This window comes from Mucilaginibacter sp. P19 (assembly GCF_050632265.1).
Lineage (GTDB): Bacteria > Bacteroidota > Bacteroidia > Sphingobacteriales > Sphingobacteriaceae > Mucilaginibacter > Mucilaginibacter gossypii.
Genome location: NZ_CP192586.1, coordinates 4,632,161 through 4,652,072, shown reverse-complemented (window position 1 = coordinate 4,652,072; position 19,912 = coordinate 4,632,161). Strand labels below are relative to the sequence as shown.

Genomic DNA, 19,912 nt, shown 5'->3' with positions numbered 1-19,912 from the left:
CCTATCATGAAGAAGAACTCGAATTTAATAGCATGGGCGATGGAGTACCATGTGTTCCCGCTTGCGCTATCGGCCATATTGGTGCTGCTCGGCCTATCCGGGCTGTTCAATATGCCCCGAAACGAATTTCCGGATTTTACTATCAGGCAGGGCCTCATCGTTGGGCAATACCCCGGCGCTTCATCCAAACAGGTAGAAGAGCAATTGACAAAAAAAGTAGAAGAATACCTTTTTAGTAATAACGAGGTTAACAAGAAAAAAACCTACTCCTTTTCCCGGGATGGCGTAATGTACATCTTTGTGGAGGTAGCAGATAACCAAAATGCTATCCAAACCAAAGCGTTCTGGAACAAAATCAAAAACGGGATGCTGATCCTGCAAAGCCAGCTTCCTAAAGAAGTTAAAGGCTTCTATATCGATAGTGATTTCGGTAATACCTCTGCCATGCTTTTGTCCGTAGAGTCCAAGACACGGCCCTATAAGGAACTGCTTCGTAATGTAGAAGACATCGAGGCAGAACTGAGGCAGGTACAGGACGTTGCCAAGATATCCCATACCGGCAACCTGAACGAGCAGATTACCATTTATGTAGATAATAATAAACTGCTGCAAAAAGGGGTATCGGTCAATAATGTGATGCAGGTGCTACAAAATGATGGCGCTATTAACGCCACCGGTAAAGTAGAAGGAAAGGTGGTAGATGAGCCTATTCATTTGAGCACCTACTATAAAACCGAGGCCGAGCTTGCTGAACAGATCATCAGGCAGGACCCCGGCGGCAACTCAGTGCGCCTTCGTGATGTGGCTACCCTGAAACGTGAGTATGACGAGCCGGACAGCTACGTAACCTCCAACGGCACCAAATCCATCGTGATATCACTGGAAATGATCACCGGCAAAAACATTGTACAGTTTGGTAAGGAGTTGGAAGAACATATAGAAAAAGTAAAGCAGCATCTGCCGCCTGATATCCAACTGGTAAAACTGGCCGATCAGCCTGAGGTGGTGGATGATTCGATCAGCCACTTTATGAAAGAGTTTGCTTTTGCGCTTATCGGCGTAGTGTGCGTTGCCTTACTCTTGCTTCCTTTCAGGGTTGCCGCAGTTGCAGCGGCAACTATACCGATTACTATAGCCGCAACGCTGGGTATTATGTATATGACAGGTATAGAACTGGACACTGTTACGCTTGCAGCGTTGATCGTGGTGCTGGGGATTGTGGTTGACGACCCTATTGTGGTAATTGATAACCACGTAGAAAAGCTGGACCACGGCATGTCGGTTTGGGATGCCGCCATTAGCAGCGCCAAGGAATTGTTTCCATCAGTGTTTACGGCTACGCTGGCTTTATCAGCAACCTTTGTACCCCTGGCATTTTTTATGACCGGTACGGCAAAAGATTTTATCCGCCTGTTCCCGGTAACGATTATGATCGCTCTGACACTGTCGCTGATCATCTCTATGATGGTGGTGCCGTTTTTCAATACGCTGTTTATCAAAAAAGGCTTGCTGCATAATAAGGCAGATGAAAAAAGATCTTTCCTGGACCGATTACAGGATTTCTTTAATAACCATATCGGCAATTCTATGAAACACTACAAGCTGACCGTATTTTTTGCGGTACTGTCTGTAGTGATCGGCATAGGGATTATGGGAATATTGCCGCAACAGTTGTTCCCTAAAGTAGAGCGAAACCAATTTGCAATGGAAATCTACCTGCCATCGGGTTACAGGCTTTCGCAAACGGACAGCGTGGTGAAGGGAATGGAAAAAATATTAAAACAGGATAAGCGCATTCTTAATTATACCAGCTTTATCGGCAGCAGTTCGCCGCGTTTCCACTCGGTATATGCACCAAATCTTCCGTCAAAAAATTATGCGCAGATCCTGGTCAAAACAGTATCTGAAGATGCCACCGCAGCGGTGATTGTTGACTATCAGCATAAATACAGTAACCTGTTTCCGGCTGCTTATGTCAGGATGAAACAATTAAACATGATCAATGCGCTGGCAGCTATCGAGGTAAGGATCAGTGGAAATGATATTCCAGCCTTAAAGCAGGTTGCCAATCAGGTTTTAGCCATCGGCAAAACGCATAAACAGGTTACCTGGGCCCGGACAGATTATAACGAGATACAGCCAACCCTTAAAATAGATGTAAAAACAGCAGAAGCTGCACGGCTTGGATTAAGCAAGGGCGATATTGCTAATGCAATAGCCATGCATTCAGAAGGGATTACAGCCACACAGGTTTGGGAAAATAATTACGCGGTAGATGTAAAGATCAAATCGCCTAAACTGTCCCGGACTGACCTTTCAGCTCTGCGTGACCTGAATATCGTAGCGCCACAAACTAAATCCCTGATCCCTTTAAGACAGGTTGCAGACGTAAACCCGGAGTGGAATGATGGCCAGATTGCCCGCAGAAACAGTGTACGTACGCTGACGGTACGTATGGATGTAACCCAGGACGCTGTTGCCAATGCCGTGTTGCAGGAACTGCAACCGGCCATCGAAAAAATAAAACTTCCCGCCGGCGTTGAACTGCGTTACGGGGGCGAACTGGAATTGCAGGGAGAAAACCAGGGCCCAATGGGTACCGCGCTTGGGGTAAGTATAATATTGATATTCCTCATCTTATTATGGCACTTTAAGCACCTTAAACATGCCCTGTTGAGCATTACTACTATGCCATTAAGCTTATTGGGGGCATCTTTTGGCCTTTTTATCATGGGCTATCCCTTTGGCTTTACGTCGTTCCTCGGTTTACTTGCGCTCTGCGGAATTGTAGTTCGTAATGGTATCATCCTGATAGATTTTGCGGAAGAACTACGATTACATGAGGGTAAATCTGTTTTTGAAGCTGCAAAACTTTCTGCCGAACGCAGGATGCGGCCCATCTTTTTAACCTCTTCGGCAGCGGCCGTGGGCGTAATACCGATGGTGATCAGCAGGTCATCCTTATGGGGACCGCTGGGTACTGTGATCTGTTTCGGGTTACTGTTATCCATGTTGCTGACCCTATTCGTGTTGCCAACGCTATACTGGCTGTTCTTCCGCAAGGAGGATCAAAAGCATCCGGAAAGCAAAACACCGGAATCTGTAACTGCATAAGCTCATTATCATGAAAACATTCCTATTATCAATATTCACTTTTACATGTCTGCAGGCCGGGGCTCAGCAGCATATCATGTCCCTGCAGGAAAGCAAGCAGGCTGCCATAGCCTACAGTTACGCTTTAAAAAATGGTGAGCTGAGGATAAACTCTGCAAAAACCGATGTCGCTGCAGCCAAGTCAGATTATCTCCCATCGGTCAGCGCAACCGGGCTGGGTTTATTGGGGTTTAAAGACTTCATATCGGCCGCGCCGCCATTATTGGAAAAAGGTATCAATAACTTTTACCTGTTTGGCGTAACCGGTACGGAATCCCTTTATGCCGGCGGCAAAATTAAAACGGGTAACCAGTTAGCGGCATTGCAGCTACAGGTCAGCCAGATCAGGAAAAAACAATCGGCAGATTCTGTGATACTGCTTACCGAGCAGAAATACTGGAACCTGGTAAATATACAGGAACAGCAGAAAACCATACTGGTCAATGAAGCATTGCTTAACACTGTACTGAAAATGCAAAAGGACATGCTGGCATCCGGATTGATTGCCCGGAATGATCTGCTCAAAGTAAAAGTTCAGCTAAGCCAGTTGCTGGTTAATAAAAGCAAGCTGCAGAACGGCCGTCGGGTGGCCCTGCTTGATTTTTCCATGTATACAGGTATTGCCTTTGATTCGCTCATGGTGATGCAGGATACCTTTAACAAAAACGGCACGCCGGTATTGCCTGCCCTGCAGCCCGATACCAACCTGGCCCGCAATGCCAATTATCAGCTACTGACCAAACGCATAGAAGGCGAGAAGCTACAAACCAGGTTAGCCAATGGCGATAACTTGCCGAGTCTGGCAGTTGGTTTAAGTGCATCACAAACAGGGTCAATCAACAGCGGGATCGGGAGCAACTTTGCACCTGCCAGTTTTGTTACCCTGAGTATTCCCATCTCCGGCGGTTTATGGGGCCGAGGCAAGCAAAAGATGCAGAAGCAAAGGATCAATGAGCAAATAGCTCAAAACGATTTCCGCGACGGACAAAACCAGCTGAGAGTAGGCATTATACGTTATTGGTATGATATGCAGGACCAGCTTACACAAATTAGCTATGCAAAAGACAACCTGGAACAGGCTACCGAAAATCTGAAAGTTAACCAGGATAATTACAAAGCCGGTTTGGCCACCATTTCGGAGGTGCTGGATGCCCAGGCTGCTTATCAGCAGGCCTCAAGCACTGTTGCTACAGCATTTGCTGATTTTTACGTAAGGTCGGCTGTATATAATTATGTTACCGCCAAAACTGAAAATCAGCCCTGACCTGAAACTTTAAAAGTTAACAAATTAGCAACCGGGAATGGAAGATAAAAGAAAACGTTTGATTGATATTACTATTGAGCTTTTTATCAACCATGGTATCATCAGTGTAACAATGGATGATGTAGCGAAAGCAGCCGGTATGTCGAAGAAAACCGTTTACCAATGTTTTGCCAATAAGGGACTCCTTGTAGAAGCTGTTGTTCATCAACTGATAGGTCAATCTAAAAGCATCATCAGTTCAAATACCAATGCCGCAGATGACCCGGTACAGGAGTTGGTTCTTCAACAAGGGCTTTTTAAACATTTGATCGCCTTACGGCACCTTTTTAACGACACGATGTTGAAAAGGTACCCGAGGGCCATGAAAGCTTTCCATGAGTTTAAAATTAATCATCTGAAGATAATTATTGAATCAAATTTAGCGGATGGCATTGCAATGGGATTGTACCGCACTGGTCTGGATGTGCCGGCCACAGCAGCCATCTATATATCCGTGGCAGACTTTTACCTGTTTAATAATACTGGGAAAAAAACAGCTGATATATTTGAAGCGCTCCAGCTATTTATAAACGGAATAATTACCGATGATGGGCGTCGGCTTCTCGCGGATTATACCAAGTAAAAGCAAACGCCTCTATGTAACCTATTGTTAAGCAGACTAAATCAGGTAGCGCCACTTCGGATATTTTTAAGGATCACCATGATTGTCATTCTCCTATCACAAAGTTAAAAATATACTAAAAAGTATTTTTAATTAGACTTTTTAGTATATTTTTGTATCATAAAATTTATTAACTTGCTTACTAAAGCCGAAAGAACAAAGCAATTCATCCTGGAAACAGCGGCGCCTATCTTTAATCAGAAAGGAATATCCGGTGCTAACATAGACGATGTGCTCGCTGCCACGAAACTGACAAAAGGATGCCTTTACGGTCATTTTGAAGGAAAGGAAGACCTCGCTCTGCAGGTTGTTGACCACATGCTGAATACTAATGGCGAGAAAATGCTACAAACCATCAGTAAAGGTAAAACAGCGAAGGCTAAGGTATTTGCCTTTCTCGATTTTTATAAAGATCCTTTGAATACTTACCTTAAAGGTGGATGTCCTGTATTTAACATTGCAGTTGAGTCGGATGATAACTTTCCGGCTGTTAAAGAAAAGATAGCCGGTGTTATTCGCCATGGACAGGAAGTATTTGTTAGTATTTTAAATCAGGGCATTGCCGATGGTGAATTTTCTGACAAACTTGATCCTGCTGTCTATGCATTCAAAGCGGTAGCTGCGGTTGAAGGTGCAGTTGTAATGTGCAGGGCGATGAATACTGCAAAACCGATGGCCGGTTTACTCAGGGACCTGAAAGCGGAGTTAGAAAGTTATGCAATATAATTTTTTTGATATTAAATATACTAAAAAGTCTTTTTTGTAGACAGTGGGATTGTATTGGAGATTAAGTGTTCAACGGACTACCGCATACTTGATTTAGCAAGGGATACAAGCAATCAAAATGAAATAAAATATACTAAAAAGTATAAAATAGAATTTAAACAACTAAAAATCAGGGTCGGAAACCTGCTTCCTGATACTATTTGAAATTAAAACAATGAATGAGCAAATTATTTTCGAGCCATATAATTTAAATGGCCTTGCACTAAGCAACCGCATAGTAATGGCACCTATGACGCGCAGCCGGTCTGCTAATCCGGGCAATGTGCCAACCGAACTGACAGCACGCTACTACCAGCAGCGCGCCTCGGCAGGGTTGATTATCACGGAAGGAACTTACGTCAGCCGTGAGGCTGTAGGGTATGTTAATGTGCCCGGAATTTACACCGAACAACAAGTTGAAGGCTGGAAACTGGTTACCGATGCGGTGCACGAGCGGGGCAGCAAAATTTTCGCCCAGTTATGGCACGTAGGGCGCATATCGCACCCTGATCTGCTTAACGGTGAACTTCCGCTGGCGCCATCCGCATTAAATCCGCTTACCAAAGTATTCACCCCCGAAGGCTTCAAAGACACGGTTGATGCCAGGGAGATGACAACTGCGCAAATCCAAAAGACCATTAACGATTTTAAACAGGCTGCCGCAAACGCGGTAGAGGCGGGGTTCGACGGTGTTGAACTGCATGCCGCCAATGGCTACCTGCTGCACCAGTTCTTTAATCTTTACTCCAATAAACGCCAGGATCAGTACGGCGGCACTATAGAGAACCGCGCGCGGATATTATTCGACATTCTTGATGAACTGCGCACGGTAATTGATATCACGAGGGTGGGTGTAAGGCTAAATCCTTCTCTTCACGGCATTCAGGGGATGATGCTCGACGAGGAAACTATCGCCGTCCACGATTATATCGTTGCCAAATTGAATGAATATAGCCTGGCTTACCTACACCTCACCGAGCCTTTTACCGATGTATCGGGCAATCCCTGGGGTATTGAAGAAGTGGCCAAACGTTACCGCCCGCTCTATGATGGTACTATCATCATTAACCGCGGATTTAACAAGACAACAGCCAGCCAGGTATTGAACGACGGTGATGCTGACCTGGTATCATTCGGGGTTCCCTTTATTGCCAATCCGGATCTAGTTGAACGCTTCAAAGCAGACGCGCCGCTCAATCAGCCCGATCAATCAACATTTTATACGCCGGGCGAAAAAGGTTATACCGATTATCCGGTGATGGCTGAACAATAATGCTTTTTAATAATTAAAAGACATCAAAATGAAACACACGATTTTAGTCACAGGAGCCTCATCAGGGATCGGGCTGCTTGTTGCCAACAAGCTTCATCAAGAAGGCTACCAGGTGATCGGCACAAGCCGGAGCCCGGAAAAACACCAGGCGAAACTGCCATTTAAGTTACTGGCAGTGGATCTGAATGACGACCGATCCATCGCATCCCTGGGCAAGCAATTGTTCAGTGAGATCAAAACTTTAGATGTGCTGATCAATAATGCAGGTTACCTGGTTAACGGACTGGCAGAGGAAACCCCCGTTGAGTTAGGCAAGCAGCAGTTTGAAACCAACTTTTGGGGAACGATCAAATTAACAAACGAACTACTGCCTTACTTCAGGAGGCAAAAACACGGAAAAATAATCACGCTCGGTTCCCTGCTGGGTTTAGTCGGCCTTCCTTATGTAGCCTATTATGCGGCTTCCAAACATGCCCTTGAAGGTTACTTTAAATCGCTCCGGTTTGAATTGAACCAGTTCAACATCAAGGTGGTCATGCTTGAACCGATGAGTTTCAAAACCAGCATCGGCGAAAGCGGGACTGTAGCGGAAGGAAATATCAGGGATTATGACCTGTTCAGGAAAAAGATTACTTCATATACCAAAAGCACATTTGATAAGGCGCCGGAGCCTGCGCCGGTTGTGGCTGCTTTATTAAAGGCAGTAAAAGAAAAAATCCGACATTTAGCTACCCTGTCGGCAAAGGATCGTCGATCATACTCCTGCTTCAGCATTTCGCCTATAAAATCTTCGAAAAATCTATTTTAAAATCAATCAACGCCTCTAAATAATTCAAAAATAAGGATTATGCAAATCAAAGGAAAAACGGTATTGATCACCGGCGGTGCATCAGGTATCGGGTTGGAAGCGGCAAAACAATTCCGGCAACAAGGCGCAAGGGTGATCGTGACCGGGCGCAATAAAACTAAACTCGATGCAGTCAAACGAAGCTATCCCGATATGACGGTCTTCCAAAGTGATGTATCCAATGAAAGTGATGCAAAGAGACTCTTCGAGGAGATCGAGCAAATAGGCGGTATTGACATACTTTATAATAACGCTGGGGTTGGCGTGTCGCCATTAAACCTGGGAGTTGCGAATGATAAACATCTCGAAGGGGCAGTATATGAAATGGAAGTGAATTACTTTGGGGTAATACGCCTGAATAATTTATTTATGAAAATGCTTAACTCACGCCACGAATCAGCGATCATTAATACCACTTCATTGCTCTGTATGGTACCTTCCGTGTTAGAAGCTACCTATTCCGCGTCCAAAGCGGCCTTGTCGTCATATACAAAAACCTTAAGGGCACACCTGCAAGCGATCGGCAGCTCCGTCAAAGTGTATGAGTTGCTTCCACCGCTGGTAGACACCGATATGGTGGCAGATCGGCCAGATAAAAAGATCAGCCCGGAAAAACTGGCGAAAGCGCTCATCGAAGGTTTAAAGAAAGAGCAGTTGACCATCCGGGTCGGCGATAGCAAAGCAGTTTATCTCATCAATCGGCTTTTTCCAAAAGTGGCTTTCGGGTTAGTCAATCCTAAAAAAGTTACCAGGTGTTAGTATCATAGAAATCATTCCAATCCTAAAAATAAATTAAAAAAAGATCATGCGGGCATTTATAGTCAAAAGCTACGGCAAAAAGGAAAAACTGCATCTCATCGAATTACCTGAGCCAATGGTAAAGGAAAACGAGGTGTTGGTACAAATACATTCGGCAGGTGTCAATTTGTTGGATTCGCTTATAAAAAATGGTGACTTCAAATTGTTTTTACCCTACAAGCCACCATTTGTAAACGGCCATGATCTGGCAGGTGTGGTAACTAAAGTTGGTTCGAACGTCGGCCGGTTCAAAATTGGCGATGAAGTGTATTCAAGAGTGGGCGATCACAGGATAGGCACTTTTGCGGAATACATCGCTGTAAATGAAGGCGACTTAGCCTTAAAGCCTAAAAACCTTACTATGGACGAAGCAGGTTCCATTCCTTTGGTTGGCTTAACCGCGTGGCAGGCATTGGTTGAGATCGGCCAGATCAAAAAAGGTCAGAAAGTTTTTATTCAGGCAGGCTCCGGTGGTGTAGGAACATTCGCCATTCAGTTGGCGAAGCATTTAGGGGCCTATGTTGCCACAACCACCAGTTCAGCGAATACTGATTGGGTTAAAAAACTGGGCGCAGACCTGGTGATCGATTACAAAACAGAAGATTTCGAAACCAAACTTAAAGATTACGATCTGGTATTACACAGCAACCGGGATCCTAAGGTGCTGGAAAAATCATTCCGTATTTTGAGATCCGGCGGACAACTGATCTCATTGGTTGGTCCCCCAACCCCGGAATTTGCACAAGAACTGGGCTTGCCCTGGTATTTAAAATTGGTGACAAAATTATTGAGCTTCGGCGCAAAGAAAAAGGCAAAAAAGGCAAATAGCAGTTTCCGGTTCCTGTTTATGCGGGCTGATGGCAATCAACTGGCAAAAATTACATCACTGATAGAATCAGGTGTGATTAAACCGGTAATAGATAAAATATTTCCAATTGAACAAACCAACGAAGCGTTGGCCTATGTGGAATCCGGGCGAGCGAAAGGTAAAGTGGTTATTAAGATTAAATAGATAATAGAATGAAAGCAGTACGATTTCACCAAACCGGAGGGCCGGAAGTTCTGTTACGAAGATGTACCCGACTTATCACCTAAACAAGGAGAGGTTCTGATTAAAATTGAAGCCATCGGCTTGAATTATTCGGATACCATGCGCCGCCGCGGCGACCCTTGTTCCTGTACCGTCACTCACGCCACTTACATTGGGCGTGGAAATAGCGGGTACCTCAGGTTATAAAAAAAGAGTTTTTTATTAAGAGAAGGCGATGTTAGCCGTTTTGAAGCTAAACCGCGGGAACCGCCAGCGGATCGGTCATGGCGTAAACATAGTTGGTGATGATCCTCAGGTCGGTCAATAAAATCACATCGATGAGCTGCCTTTAGTGTACCCCCTGGGTAAGGAAGTTATCAACTGCTTCGGGAGCTGCATGTCCTTTGTTCTCAGAGATGCTTTTGCCAGTTTTACCAGGGCTTCAAACTTAGGATCGAAGGAGGCCTGGCCGATTCGTATTTCCATGATTTGCTCATCTGTAAACCCGTTCATTTTTGCAAATTTGCTGTGCGCACTCCGGCAGTATTCACAGTTATTAACCTGGCTTACGATCGGGTTAACGATCTCTTTTTCTTTATTGTCAGGGAGGTTTTGGCTCCCTGAATTGTTAAAAACGCAGACAGGGCATCACCGGAGTACGCAAAGTTTGCATACAGGTTAGGGACGAAGCCTATTGCTTTAATCAATGTATCAAAGATAGCTTGATTGGCCGCAGAAACCTCGTTTCTTCCGGGCACGTTAAATGTGGTTTCCATAGAAGTAAAATTAGGGGCTGTGCTTTTCTGTTCCTATGCATGATAAAGCGTTTCTGTGGTATCAAACGAATATTTACAGAGCAGCGGCCGATGTGATTTCGGTTTTATTAATACAAACCTGCCGGCAGATAGCTGACCATCAAAAATGAAGCCCGAGGACTGACGAGCTGAATATCAGGACAAACTGAAGCATCTTAATAAAGCTGTTTTTTTGGCAGAAAAAGAAAATGCACGAATCAGCTCATCCGTGCATTAAAAGTAGTATCGGTGTAAACTGATTCCAGTATTACCACTCAAAAACTACAAATAAAATAAGGACGAGACAACATGGGGATATTCCGCATCCATTGACGAATGCATTCCGAAAAAGAGTTCTGAGCGTTCTATTACGCTTTGACCATGCTATCTTCTTGGTTTAGATATTTAAATTTAAAATTTATTAACAGAACCCGCTGCTCTAATGAGCACGAAACAGGGTGGTTAAGTATGCCGGAATATCCAGCACAGGGACTGAATTGTTTATAATTGCGAGAAGTGCTACCGGATAAATATAAGATGATCATTTCAGCTGGGAACGAAGCCGCAATCTCGTCCAGGTCTATCTCTCTTGACTGTGGCCCTAAGCTTGCCTTCCACCGCGAATGAGATGGCTTCTTCCATGTCCTTGCGGGTTCCGACGATGGAGCCCCGGATCGTTGTGCCATTGAGTATTCCCGGGTTTGGCCTTTGTTTGCTTTAATCCCTTATAAACGGTAACCCCGGCACAAATTATCGGAGCCATTTCTGTAAATTTAATATGGGAAGGGAAATGCGCGACATACTGCGCGTCAGCCACGACGTATTCGGCAAAACCGCCGTCAACGCTGTAGCCGCCATTTTGTTGGGTTTCGCACAGGGTTTCCCAGCCCGTATAACAGTAGTCGCAACAGCCGCAGGCACTGTAAAGCCAGGGAACACCCACGATATCGCCTTCCCTGATCTTATTGACGCCTTTTCCCAAAGCGATCACGTAGCCGATGGCTTTATGGCCGGAGACTAAAGGCATTTTCGCTTTGGCCGGCCAGTCGCCCTGGCAGGCATGCAGATCTGTATGGCAAATACCGCAGGTGATCACCTTTACCAGGATCTCGTTTTTACCGGGTTCCCTCACGGGCATTTCTTCGATATGCAGCGGCTCTCCAAATCCATGAATGACGGCGGTTTCCATTTTTTTCGGGTATCATAAACTTTATATTCGTGTTGGTTTGACAGCACTGAAATTACGTCCTGGTTTATCCAATAAGAAAGCCCGCAAAACTGTGAGCTTTCTTATTAAACGGCTGGGCTAAATTAATAGGCGCTTTCCGGCGTAGTCACCCGGATCAGTTTGGAGTTGACGAATTCGTATATCGCAGCCTGTGATTGCTCCCTGCCGTAACCGGAATGTTTGGTGCCGCCAAAAGGCAGTTCAGGGGCGATTCCGGTCACATGGTTGATATAGACCATGCCCGTATCGATCTGCCTGGCGACCTTAACCGCACGTTCATTATTCGAACTGAACACGCTGCCGCCCAGACCGTAGTCGGTGGCATTGGCCAGGTCAATTGCCGCCTGCTCGTCCTTTACTTTGTAAAACATAAACACGGGGCCAAAGATCTCTTCCTCATACGCCGCAGTTCCAGGCTGTATACCGGTCAGGATCGTAGGCTCCATAAATGCGCCAGGACGATCAATGCGGTGCCCGCCTGCTAAAACGGTCGCGCCCTGTTCTACCGCTTTTTGTACTTGTTTGATCACGTCTTCGACCGCTTTTTCGCTACTGAGGGGGCCAGATCGGTTTGTCTCGTCCATCGGGTCACCTACCTTTAAAGCAGCGAATTTGGCCTTTACTTTGTCCAGGAACAGGTCGGCTATTCCTTCCTCTGCGATTACCCTTTTCGGCGATACGCAGACCTGCCCGGCGTTCCACATACGGCCACGCACGGCAGCCTCGGCGGCTTGTTCCACATCGGCATCGTCCAGCACGACAAAAGCGTCGCTGCCGCCTAATTCCAGCGTAGATTTCTTGATATATTTTCCGGCAGCGGCGGCGATGGAAGAACCTGCCGGCTCACTCCCGGTCAGCGTTACCCCTTTGATCCTCTTATCGGCTACTAAAACATCAATTTTGCTGCCGGGAATAAATAAGTTCTGGTAAACACCTGCGGGAAAACCAGCTTCCAGGAAGATATCTTCCATGATCTGGGCGCATTGTGGTACGTTTGAAGCATGTTTAAGCAGCATGGTATTACCTGCCATCAGGTGTGGCGCTGCGGAACGGGTGATCTGGTAGAAAGGGAAATTCCAGGGCTGGATACTTAATAAAACCCCGATCGGCTCAAAACTTAAGAAAGCTGAACCCTGCGGGGTTTCCAGCGGCTGATCGGCCAGGAACTTTTCGCCGTTCTCCGCATAATAATCAAAAATAGCAGCGCAAAGCCCCACTTCCGCACGGCTTTCCGTTACCAGTTTTCCCATTTCCAGTGTGGCCAGTTTTTCCAGTTGAACTGATTTAACGCGCATCAAGTGGGCCACACGGCGCAAAAGCTGCGCACGATCCGCCATCGGCGTTTTTTTCCAGGTTTGAAAAGCATGATCGGCAACCGCGATCTTTGATTCGATCTGCTCATCGCCCATGATTTCGAAAGATTTGACCAGTTCATTGTTAAAAGGGTTTACCGTTTTTATCGGCGAAGTTTTCGCTGCTGTTTCCATTTTGATTGATTTTAAATACTCTTTCAAAATTAGAAACTCGCTGGCCGGCAGAAATGACACAGAACAACTTTTGAAATGAGCATACTCATTTCTTTCGGCGTGGTTTTTCCTAAAATTTGCCTTGTTAAACAATATATCATGAGCAGGGAACTGATAGAATTTTCGGACCGGATAGATGAATTGTTCGATCATCAAATGGTTGAACCAGATGATTTTTGGGAACAACCGTGTAACCTGTTTATCTGACAATATTTACTTCTTGCACGTTGCATCCATGCCGAAATATTTAAGCATGTTAGGAAAAGACAAAATACCGGACACTTACCGGGGAAAATAACGGAATCGGAGTAGAATAACATGAAGAAATAGACGACGAAGCGGATGAAACGTGGTGCCTGTTTGACGGACAACTGGTGGATGCCGAATTATATGCCATATGGACCAAATTTGCGGCCGGCGTAAGGATATTGATTATATCCTGCAGCTGCCATAGCAGTACAATCATCAAATTTAATAATACCGAGATTATCCGTAAAGGCGCGAAAACCTTCCGGAACGAGAGGCAGGAAAAACTTATATACAGCGCAAAGATTTTTACGACAATATTCAAAAAGCCACGGCTGCATCCAATCATTTACCGGTCAAAGCCTCGGTCAAACTTCTTTCCGCCTGCAAAGATGATGAACTTTCTTACGAAGGACCACTAAACGGTGCTTTCACTAAAGCATTGCGGGATGTATGGGCATCAGGCGGATTCAGCGGCAACTACGAGCATTTCAAGGGCCTGATTAAAAGCAAACGATCCGGTCAGGCGCCGCAGTTATTGAACATCGGACAAAACGATGTGGTCCGGTTTCATCGACAATCGCCCTTGAAAAAGACACCAAATACGAATTCTATCCGGCCCCCAAAGGCTTTTACATCGGTTTACAATATAATTTCCGACTTTCATGCAATAGCAAGTCAACCACACTCAGTGAGCTACATGAAAAAAGCCCCGCCCGGAATATTAAACCTGATAATGACCAATATCATTAAATGGGCCGTTAACGATCACCTTGTTTTCGTGCTGTTAGTGTAACTTTAATTATTCAACAATCAGTAAATGCTAAAATGACTGCCCAGGGATTTAGATTTCTATTTTTTACAGGAAAAGGTGGCGTAGGTAAAACTACGCTGGCCTGCGCCACAGCGGTGGCCATGGCGGATAAGGGTAAGAAGGTGCTGTTGATCAGTACGGATCCCGCGTCCAATCTGCAAGATGTATTGGGCACCCCCGTTAGCGATCAAATAACGCAGCATCAGGATCTAAATCTCCTGTTCACGGTCAATATCGATCCCCAAACTGCTGCAGAAGATTACCGCAAAAGGGTGATAGATCCGCTTGCAGCCATTGCTACAGCTGATGAGATAAGCAAAATAAGAGAAGGGCTTTCTGGCGCCTGTACCACGGAGATCGCTTCCTTTGATGAGTTTTCCCGGTTTATCACCGGGGAAGGTCTTTCGGAAATATTTGATACCGTCATTTTTGATACTGCGCCGACCGGGCATACCATCCGTCTTCTGGAATTACCCGCCGCCTGGGATGATTTTCTTGGGAATAACCCGAACGGGGCTTCCTGCATCGGGCCTTCGTCGGCCCTGAAAAGTAGTAGGGAAAGATATGAAAAGGTAGTGTCCAGTTTAAGAGATCCCTTGCAAACTACTTTTTTCCTGGTAACGCGGCCCGACGCTACATCATTGAAAGAAGCGGGCAAAACAAGCCGGGATCTGATCGACCTGGGGATGGCCAATCAAAGCTTATTGATCAACGGAATATTTCAGGCAAGGGACCAAACGGACACTACCGCGCTAAAAATGGAAAAAATAGCGGAAAGGGAATTGCTGGAGATGCCCGGGACATTAAAAAACCTAGCTGCTGAGCGTTATGCATTATTGCCTTATAACGTACTGGGTCTGGAAAAGCTACGGTCTGTATTTGATACGGACCTCCAAAGTAAAATCGTATCCGCTGAATTTTTAAAATTAACGGAAGCTGGTCATTTGCTGCCTGATTTGAAGGCATTAGTTGATGAACTGGAAAAAAATAGCGATAGTGGCCTGATCATGACCATGGGAAAAGGCGGTGTAGGTAAAACCATCGTAGCAGCATCGATAGCAACGATGCTGGCCCATCGGGGGCATACCGTTCTTTTAACCACGACCGATCCGGCGGCACATATCAGGAACTTTATGGATCAGTTAACGGCCATCCCGGAAAAATTAACCATTGAACGGATCGACCCGAAAATTGAAACGAAGGATTATATCGATAAGATCGCCGCACAAAAGGGGAAGCATTTGGATGAGGAAGGTAAAAAACTCCTGCGTGAAGACCTTCAGTCGCCTTGCACGGAAGAAGTGGCTGTATTCCATGCTTTTTCTAAAGCAATTCAAAGTGCCAGGCGGCGGTTTGTGGTGATGGATACTGCGCCGACAGGCCATACACTACTACTGCTGGATACAACCGGCAGCTACCATAAGGAAATCATGAAAAACATGGCTGTAAGTCCAAGCAAGATTACCACACCGTATATGATGCTACAAGACGGTGTTTTTGCCAAGATTCTATTGGTCGCCTTACCGGAAACAACGCCCATGAGGGAAGCTGAAGCGCTTCAAAAAGATCTGCAACGGGCCGGAATTGTACCCTATGCCTGGGTTATTAATGAATGTCTTTCAGCTGTAAACGATTTAAAAGATCCCCTTTTAAGAAAACGGGCATCCGCTGAAGTCCCTATCATTGATCATATTGCTGCTCATTTATCAAAAAGAGCGTTTGAGATCCCATATATAGCGGAAGAAAAATTGCTGCCGGCGATCCTTTCACGCTATGACGACGCGGTGATCCAGGCGACTTGATTTTTTGCCCGACTATAAAAGGCGTATATTATTGCCCATGAAAAGCTAACGCCGTTAACCGTAAAACGGGCCATAGAACCCATTGGCCTGTCGGCCTGTGACGATCATCGTTTCCGGGAACACGATCCTATGCTCTTGCTGATGGCTTTTTTCAGCCTGGTGCTTTTGCCGGTATCCTTTTTTCAGAAAGATAGGGATTCCCGAAGTGATCGCCGTTTTTTTACCATGCTTTCCATCCTTTTTTGATCTCCAGGTTCATCACCATATACTTTCCCCATCTGCCAGGGGGCTTGCCGTTGGACGGGCGTACACCATATTTGTTGAAGTAATAATTGGGGGATTGGCCAAAACGTTTGAAATGCAGGGGCAGGCCAATCTGTCCTTTATTGCTTATCACGCGGTCATATCGACAATAGACGAATCCTTTTGCAATAACTAAATGTATTTTGTTTTATCTCTGGTTGGAAATAAAATGCCTTGTAAATCATTAATTTACAAGGTTATAACAGGTGTCGGTACCCGATTTTGTAGACGACTTCGGCAATTCGAAAACTAATAGCAGGTTAACAAGTTTTATTTCTCCAGTACATAGATTTTCTTTTCGTCAAAATCCCAAACCGTTTTGTATTGGTCAAAAAACCGGTAGCCCAAATATATATAGCTGGCCTCGTTGATTTGCATCCCTTTTCGAAACGGAGCATTGTCTGCAAAGGTATATGGAGCAATACCTTTGATATTTACTTTCAATCTACCATTTAAAACAACATCATTAACATTCACTATCGGATCATCAAATGCTATAATCAAATATACAAAATGCAGTAATATGAAATACTGATCGCTTAATTAATTATATAATTTCTATAGAAATTGTAGTATTTATCAAATCTTTTTCTACATTTGTACCAGTAAACAAAATCACTACAAAAAAACAGTTTAAAAGCAACCACCATGCAACCCGAACTTTTACTTAAATACGGCTTTGCTAATCAACATTTAACTGCTTCTGCTTTTATATGCTGTTGTCCTTCTTGTTGTTGCTGTTAATAAAGCAATACAGGGATTCTCTCCCTTCCTTTCATTCTGCTATTTATAGGCAGATGCTCTGATCCTTTTTAATTAACAGGTGCTTGTACCGGTAATGCGGACCGCTATAAGGTGCCTATGCTATAATAACTTAATCAGATTTATCATGACGCTTAACGACGTTTCCCTTATCGGGAAGAAGGTATTGGTGGGCATTATCGTAACCATTATCCCTTTCATTATCATCTTCGGAGGCCTGTGGCTCGGTCGCAAATTGCTCGACAATGCGCCGAAGGCCAAGACAGCGCAAATTGTTCAACCTCAAAACACCAACGTATCATGAAATTAGAACAATCAACCAAAAAGCAGATCATCAAAAACGCTTCATTGAGCTTGTTGCTGTACATACTGCCTATCGCACTCATGTTTGGCACTTTCGCCATTACTGGTCAGCGGCCTTGGGAAAAAAGCGGCATCAGGATAAACAGGAAAACACAGTAAAAACTAAAACCACGAACTCGCAAGACAATGATTGAGCAAATAAAACAAGTAATAGATAACCTTAACGGCTACGGTTTTTCCGTTTTAACGCTGGTATTGGGCGTACTCGAATTTTCGTTCGGCCTGTACAAAAAACGTTGGAATAAAAATGAAAAATGGGTGGATATAGCCTGTTTTACAATTCCTAAACTGGTGGTGAGGCCCTTGGTAGCCTACTATAGTTTATTGGTATTGCCAGCTTTGTTACCGGCTTTAAAAAACACGTTTGATTGGGTGCCATTTTTATGGGGATGCGCCATCATAGCTGTGGCCGACGATTTGACCCAGTACTGGTATCACCGCCTGCACCATCAAGTGCCATGGTTATGGCGTTTCCACCGAACGCACCACTCGGCATCGTACATGGGCATGGCTATGGCCAGCAGGCAAAATATCATTTACACGCTGTTCTTTTCGCAAACTTATTTAACCGCAGCTTTGGTTTATCTGGGTTTGGGAATCCCAGCTTTGGTTGTGAAAGGTATTAAAGGTACTATCACCACGCTGGCGCATTCAAGCATCCCATGGGATAAACCTTTTTATCAGTATAAGGTGTTACATCCGCTGGCCTGGATATTGGAGCGCACCATATCAACACCAGCAACACACCACGCGCACCACGCAGCTACTACCGATGATGGCGTGGGTTATTACAAAGGCAACTTTGGCAATATGTTTTTTGGTGGGATGTCATTTTCGGTACAGCGCACATCTCTCGCCAGTATCCTAAAGCTTACGGTATTTCGCACTATGGGGGCGACCAATGGTATGCGCAACTGGCCTGGCCAATTTTTAAATCGAAAGTTGAGGGAAGTGAATTAGCTGCCGATGGCCCTATGGTTAAGGACGATGTGCCTTTGCAGCCTCACCAGTTATACCGTCCTGATCCATTGGCCAAAGCCGAAGCGGAGCAACCTGTTGCAGAGTTCCAGTTACAGCCGGTAAAAGTGTAATGAAAAATAGAATACTGATATTGTTTGGGGCGATATTACTTGCTGCGTGCGGGCAGCAGGAAAAACCGGTGACCATTGCTGCTATTGCCCGGGTTCCGGGCAATAATAAGAAGGTTTGCTGCGAATCGAATTTACCAGGCAGGTTTAAAACAGCAGGGCTAAGCGGTGCTGCGCTTATCCTGCCTGATACTGGCAACACCCATGCCAACCATGCGGGGATGGTTTGGATACCCGCCGGGACTTTTAGGATGGGGGCAGATAACCAACAGGCCGAGCCCGATGAGTACCCGAAACACGATGTTACTGTTGATGGCTTCTGGATAGATAAAACCGAAGTAACCAATGCCGAGTTTGCCCGGTTTATTAAAGCTACCGGCTACGTCACCACCGCCGAGCGCAAGCCTGATTGGGATGAACTGAAAAAGCAAATGCCGCCAGGCACCGAAAAGCCTGCCGATAGTTTACAGGTACCAGCGTCGCTGGTATTTGTACCGGCAGAGCACCCGGTTAATCTTAATGAGTACGCGCAATGGTGGGCCTGGAAAACGGGAGCCAACTGGAAGCATCCCCACGGTCCCGGCAGTGATATCAAGGGCAAGGAAAACTACCCGGTAGTGCAGGTATCATGGTACGATGCCGTGGCCTACAGTAAATGGGCCGGAAAACGCTTGCCAACCGAAGCCGAATGGGAACGGGCGGCAAGGGGAGGACTGGAAGATAAAATCTACCCATGGGGTAATGAAAAAATAAACGAAGGACAGCCAAAAGCCAACACCTGGGAAGGAAGTTTTCCTTACAAAAATACCCAGCGAGACAGATACTATTATCTGGCCCCGGTAAGTTCGTTTAAACCAAACGGCTACGGATTGTATGATATGGCCGGCAATGTATGGGAATGGTGTGCCGATCTGTACAACAATAACTATTACAAAACATTGGGTACATCAAGCGTGAAAAACCCCAAGGGCGCTTCCAAATCGTACGACCCGGATGAGCCTTATGCCATAAAACGGGCGGTACGTGGCGGGTCATTTTTATGTAACGATAGCTATTGCTCTGGCTACCGGGTATCGCGCCGGATGAAAACTACCGAAGATAGCGGGATGGAGCATTTGGGTTTCCGTTGTGTTAGTAACTAAATTAAATACCCCGAATTAAATAATTGACCTGCCTGCTTAATGGCGGGCACAAA

Annotated in this window: 19 protein-coding genes; 13 read left to right on the top strand and 6 right to left on the bottom strand. The window is 45.4% G+C overall.

The genetic code is table 11. The features are described 5' to 3' along the window. Positions 1-6: 6 nt before the first annotated feature. From ACQ86K_RS22535 to ACQ86K_RS22500, 8 genes are all read left to right on the top strand, one after another. Positions 7-3,114 (top strand): efflux RND transporter permease subunit, encoded by a 3,108-nt coding sequence (locus tag ACQ86K_RS22535; protein WP_091169901.1) that lies wholly within the window; start codon positions 7-9, stop codon positions 3,112-3,114. 10 nt (positions 3,115-3,124) lie between these two features. Further along, a complete protein-coding gene (locus ACQ86K_RS22530) occupies positions 3,125-4,417 on the top strand; it encodes a TolC family protein (RefSeq protein ID WP_091169899.1) in 1,293 nt (430 codons plus the stop codon). A 37-nt stretch (positions 4,418-4,454) separates the two neighbouring features. Beyond that, positions 4,455-5,039 (top strand): TetR/AcrR family transcriptional regulator, encoded by a 585-nt coding sequence (locus tag ACQ86K_RS22525; protein WP_091169896.1) that lies wholly within the window; start codon positions 4,455-4,457, stop codon positions 5,037-5,039. Between the two features lie 174 nt (positions 5,040-5,213). After that, the gene (locus tag ACQ86K_RS22520) at positions 5,214-5,804 is read left to right on the top strand and encodes a TetR/AcrR family transcriptional regulator (RefSeq protein WP_091169893.1); all 591 of its coding nucleotides are present in this window, start codon (positions 5,214-5,216) and stop codon (positions 5,802-5,804) included. A 214-nt stretch (positions 5,805-6,018) separates the two neighbouring features. Continuing rightward, complete coding sequence (locus ACQ86K_RS22515) at positions 6,019-7,116, top strand: alkene reductase (RefSeq protein WP_091169891.1); 1,098 nt, start codon at positions 6,019-6,021, stop codon at positions 7,114-7,116. A gap of 28 nt (positions 7,117-7,144) precedes the next feature. Next, the gene (locus tag ACQ86K_RS22510; RefSeq protein WP_431198830.1) at positions 7,145-7,924 is read left to right on the top strand and encodes an SDR family NAD(P)-dependent oxidoreductase; all 780 of its coding nucleotides are present in this window, start codon (positions 7,145-7,147) and stop codon (positions 7,922-7,924) included. 39 nt (positions 7,925-7,963) lie between these two features. Further along, on the top strand, positions 7,964-8,722 hold the full coding sequence (locus ACQ86K_RS22505) for an SDR family oxidoreductase (protein ID WP_431198829.1): 759 nt from the start codon (positions 7,964-7,966) through the stop codon (positions 8,720-8,722). A gap of 46 nt (positions 8,723-8,768) precedes the next feature. Continuing rightward, the gene (locus tag ACQ86K_RS22500; protein WP_091169880.1) at positions 8,769-9,773 is read left to right on the top strand and encodes an NADP-dependent oxidoreductase; all 1,005 of its coding nucleotides are present in this window, start codon (positions 8,769-8,771) and stop codon (positions 9,771-9,773) included. 348 nt (positions 9,774-10,121) lie between these two features. Here the strand turns inward: ACQ86K_RS22500 and ACQ86K_RS22495 are convergent, their stop codons facing one another. The 4 genes from ACQ86K_RS22495 to ACQ86K_RS22480 form a co-directional block, all read right to left on the bottom strand. Then, positions 10,122-10,364, bottom strand: a complete 243-nt coding sequence (locus tag ACQ86K_RS22495) for a carboxymuconolactone decarboxylase family protein (protein ID WP_256337472.1) — start codon at positions 10,362-10,364, stop codon at positions 10,122-10,124. Beyond that, on the bottom strand, positions 10,358-10,567 hold the full coding sequence (locus ACQ86K_RS22490; RefSeq protein WP_218134446.1) for a hypothetical protein: 210 nt from the start codon (positions 10,565-10,567) through the stop codon (positions 10,358-10,360). The genes ACQ86K_RS22495 and ACQ86K_RS22490 overlap by 7 nt, the downstream gene beginning before the upstream one ends. A gap of 619 nt (positions 10,568-11,186) precedes the next feature. Continuing rightward, positions 11,187-11,774 (bottom strand): alcohol dehydrogenase catalytic domain-containing protein, encoded by a 588-nt coding sequence (locus ACQ86K_RS22485; RefSeq protein ID WP_091169877.1) that lies wholly within the window; start codon positions 11,772-11,774, stop codon positions 11,187-11,189. A 122-nt stretch (positions 11,775-11,896) separates the two neighbouring features. Next, entirely contained in the window at positions 11,897-13,549 is a 1,653-nt protein-coding gene (locus tag ACQ86K_RS22480; RefSeq protein WP_431198828.1) for an NAD-dependent succinate-semialdehyde dehydrogenase, read from the bottom strand. Positions 13,550-14,413: 864 nt separating this feature from the next. Here ACQ86K_RS22480 and arsA point away from each other — a divergent pair. Continuing rightward, positions 14,414-16,201, top strand: a complete 1,788-nt coding sequence (gene arsA / locus ACQ86K_RS22475; RefSeq protein WP_091169864.1) for an arsenical pump-driving ATPase — start codon at positions 14,414-14,416, stop codon at positions 16,199-16,201. A gap of 220 nt (positions 16,202-16,421) precedes the next feature. On the opposite strand, the gene ACQ86K_RS22470 is transcribed toward arsA, so the two are convergent. Both ACQ86K_RS22470 and ACQ86K_RS22465 read right to left on the bottom strand, forming a co-directional pair. Further along, positions 16,422-16,598 carry a hypothetical protein gene (locus ACQ86K_RS22470; protein WP_176844495.1) on the bottom strand — a complete coding sequence of 59 codons (177 nt, stop codon included), beginning with the start codon at positions 16,596-16,598 and terminating at the stop codon, positions 16,422-16,424. A 176-nt stretch (positions 16,599-16,774) separates the two neighbouring features. After that, a complete protein-coding gene (locus ACQ86K_RS22465) occupies positions 16,775-17,008 on the bottom strand; it encodes a hypothetical protein (protein ID WP_091169862.1) in 234 nt (77 codons plus the stop codon). 385 nt (positions 17,009-17,393) lie between these two features. Between ACQ86K_RS22465 and ACQ86K_RS22460 the strand changes: the two genes are divergently transcribed. The 4 genes from ACQ86K_RS22460 to ACQ86K_RS22445 all read left to right on the top strand — a co-directional run bounded on the left by ACQ86K_RS22460 (position 17,394) and on the right by ACQ86K_RS22445 (position 19,859). Beyond that, positions 17,394-17,570 carry a hypothetical protein gene (locus ACQ86K_RS22460; RefSeq protein WP_176844494.1) on the top strand — a complete coding sequence of 59 codons (177 nt, stop codon included), beginning with the start codon at positions 17,394-17,396 and terminating at the stop codon, positions 17,568-17,570. Then, positions 17,567-17,728, top strand: coding sequence for a hypothetical protein (locus ACQ86K_RS22455; RefSeq protein WP_431198827.1), 162 nt, complete (start codon positions 17,567-17,569; stop codon positions 17,726-17,728). The genes ACQ86K_RS22460 and ACQ86K_RS22455 overlap by 4 nt, the downstream gene beginning before the upstream one ends. A gap of 27 nt (positions 17,729-17,755) precedes the next feature. Next, positions 17,756-18,589 carry a sterol desaturase family protein gene (locus ACQ86K_RS22450; protein ID WP_431198826.1) on the top strand — a complete coding sequence of 278 codons (834 nt, stop codon included), beginning with the start codon at positions 17,756-17,758 and terminating at the stop codon, positions 18,587-18,589. 130 nt (positions 18,590-18,719) lie between these two features. Continuing rightward, the gene (locus ACQ86K_RS22445; RefSeq protein WP_091169854.1) at positions 18,720-19,859 is read left to right on the top strand and encodes a formylglycine-generating enzyme family protein; all 1,140 of its coding nucleotides are present in this window, start codon (positions 18,720-18,722) and stop codon (positions 19,857-19,859) included. Positions 19,860-19,912: the final 53 nt, after the last annotated feature.

What these genes read in the sequence shown, in the direction of transcription:
- ACQ86K_RS22535 (WP_091169901.1), top strand. Translation starts at nt 7, where the DNA reads ATGAAGAAGAACTCGAATTTAATAGCATGGGCGATGGAGTACCATGTG.
- ACQ86K_RS22530 (WP_091169899.1), top strand. Translation starts at nt 3,125, where the DNA reads ATGAAAACATTCCTATTATCAATATTCACTTTTACATGTCTGCAGGCC.
- ACQ86K_RS22525 (WP_091169896.1), top strand. Translation starts at nt 4,455, where the DNA reads ATGGAAGATAAAAGAAAACGTTTGATTGATATTACTATTGAGCTTTTT.
- ACQ86K_RS22515 (WP_091169891.1), top strand. Translation starts at nt 6,019, where the DNA reads ATGAATGAGCAAATTATTTTCGAGCCATATAATTTAAATGGCCTTGCA.
- ACQ86K_RS22510 (WP_431198830.1), top strand. Translation starts at nt 7,145, where the DNA reads ATGAAACACACGATTTTAGTCACAGGAGCCTCATCAGGGATCGGGCTG.
- ACQ86K_RS22505 (WP_431198829.1), top strand. Translation starts at nt 7,964, where the DNA reads ATGCAAATCAAAGGAAAAACGGTATTGATCACCGGCGGTGCATCAGGT.
- ACQ86K_RS22500 (WP_091169880.1), top strand. Translation starts at nt 8,769, where the DNA reads ATGCGGGCATTTATAGTCAAAAGCTACGGCAAAAAGGAAAAACTGCAT.
- ACQ86K_RS22490 (WP_218134446.1), bottom strand. Translation starts at nt 10,567, where the DNA reads ATGGAAACCACATTTAACGTGCCCGGAAGAAACGAGGTTTCTGCGGCC.
- ACQ86K_RS22485 (WP_091169877.1), bottom strand. Translation starts at nt 11,774, where the DNA reads ATGGAAACCGCCGTCATTCATGGATTTGGAGAGCCGCTGCATATCGAA.
- arsA (WP_091169864.1), top strand. Translation starts at nt 14,414, where the DNA reads ATGACTGCCCAGGGATTTAGATTTCTATTTTTTACAGGAAAAGGTGGC.
- ACQ86K_RS22460 (WP_176844494.1), top strand. Translation starts at nt 17,394, where the DNA reads ATGACGCTTAACGACGTTTCCCTTATCGGGAAGAAGGTATTGGTGGGC.
- ACQ86K_RS22455 (WP_431198827.1), top strand. Translation starts at nt 17,567, where the DNA reads ATGAAATTAGAACAATCAACCAAAAAGCAGATCATCAAAAACGCTTCA.
- ACQ86K_RS22450 (WP_431198826.1), top strand. Translation starts at nt 17,756, where the DNA reads ATGATTGAGCAAATAAAACAAGTAATAGATAACCTTAACGGCTACGGT.
- ACQ86K_RS22445 (WP_091169854.1), top strand. Translation starts at nt 18,720, where the DNA reads ATGAAAAATAGAATACTGATATTGTTTGGGGCGATATTACTTGCTGCG.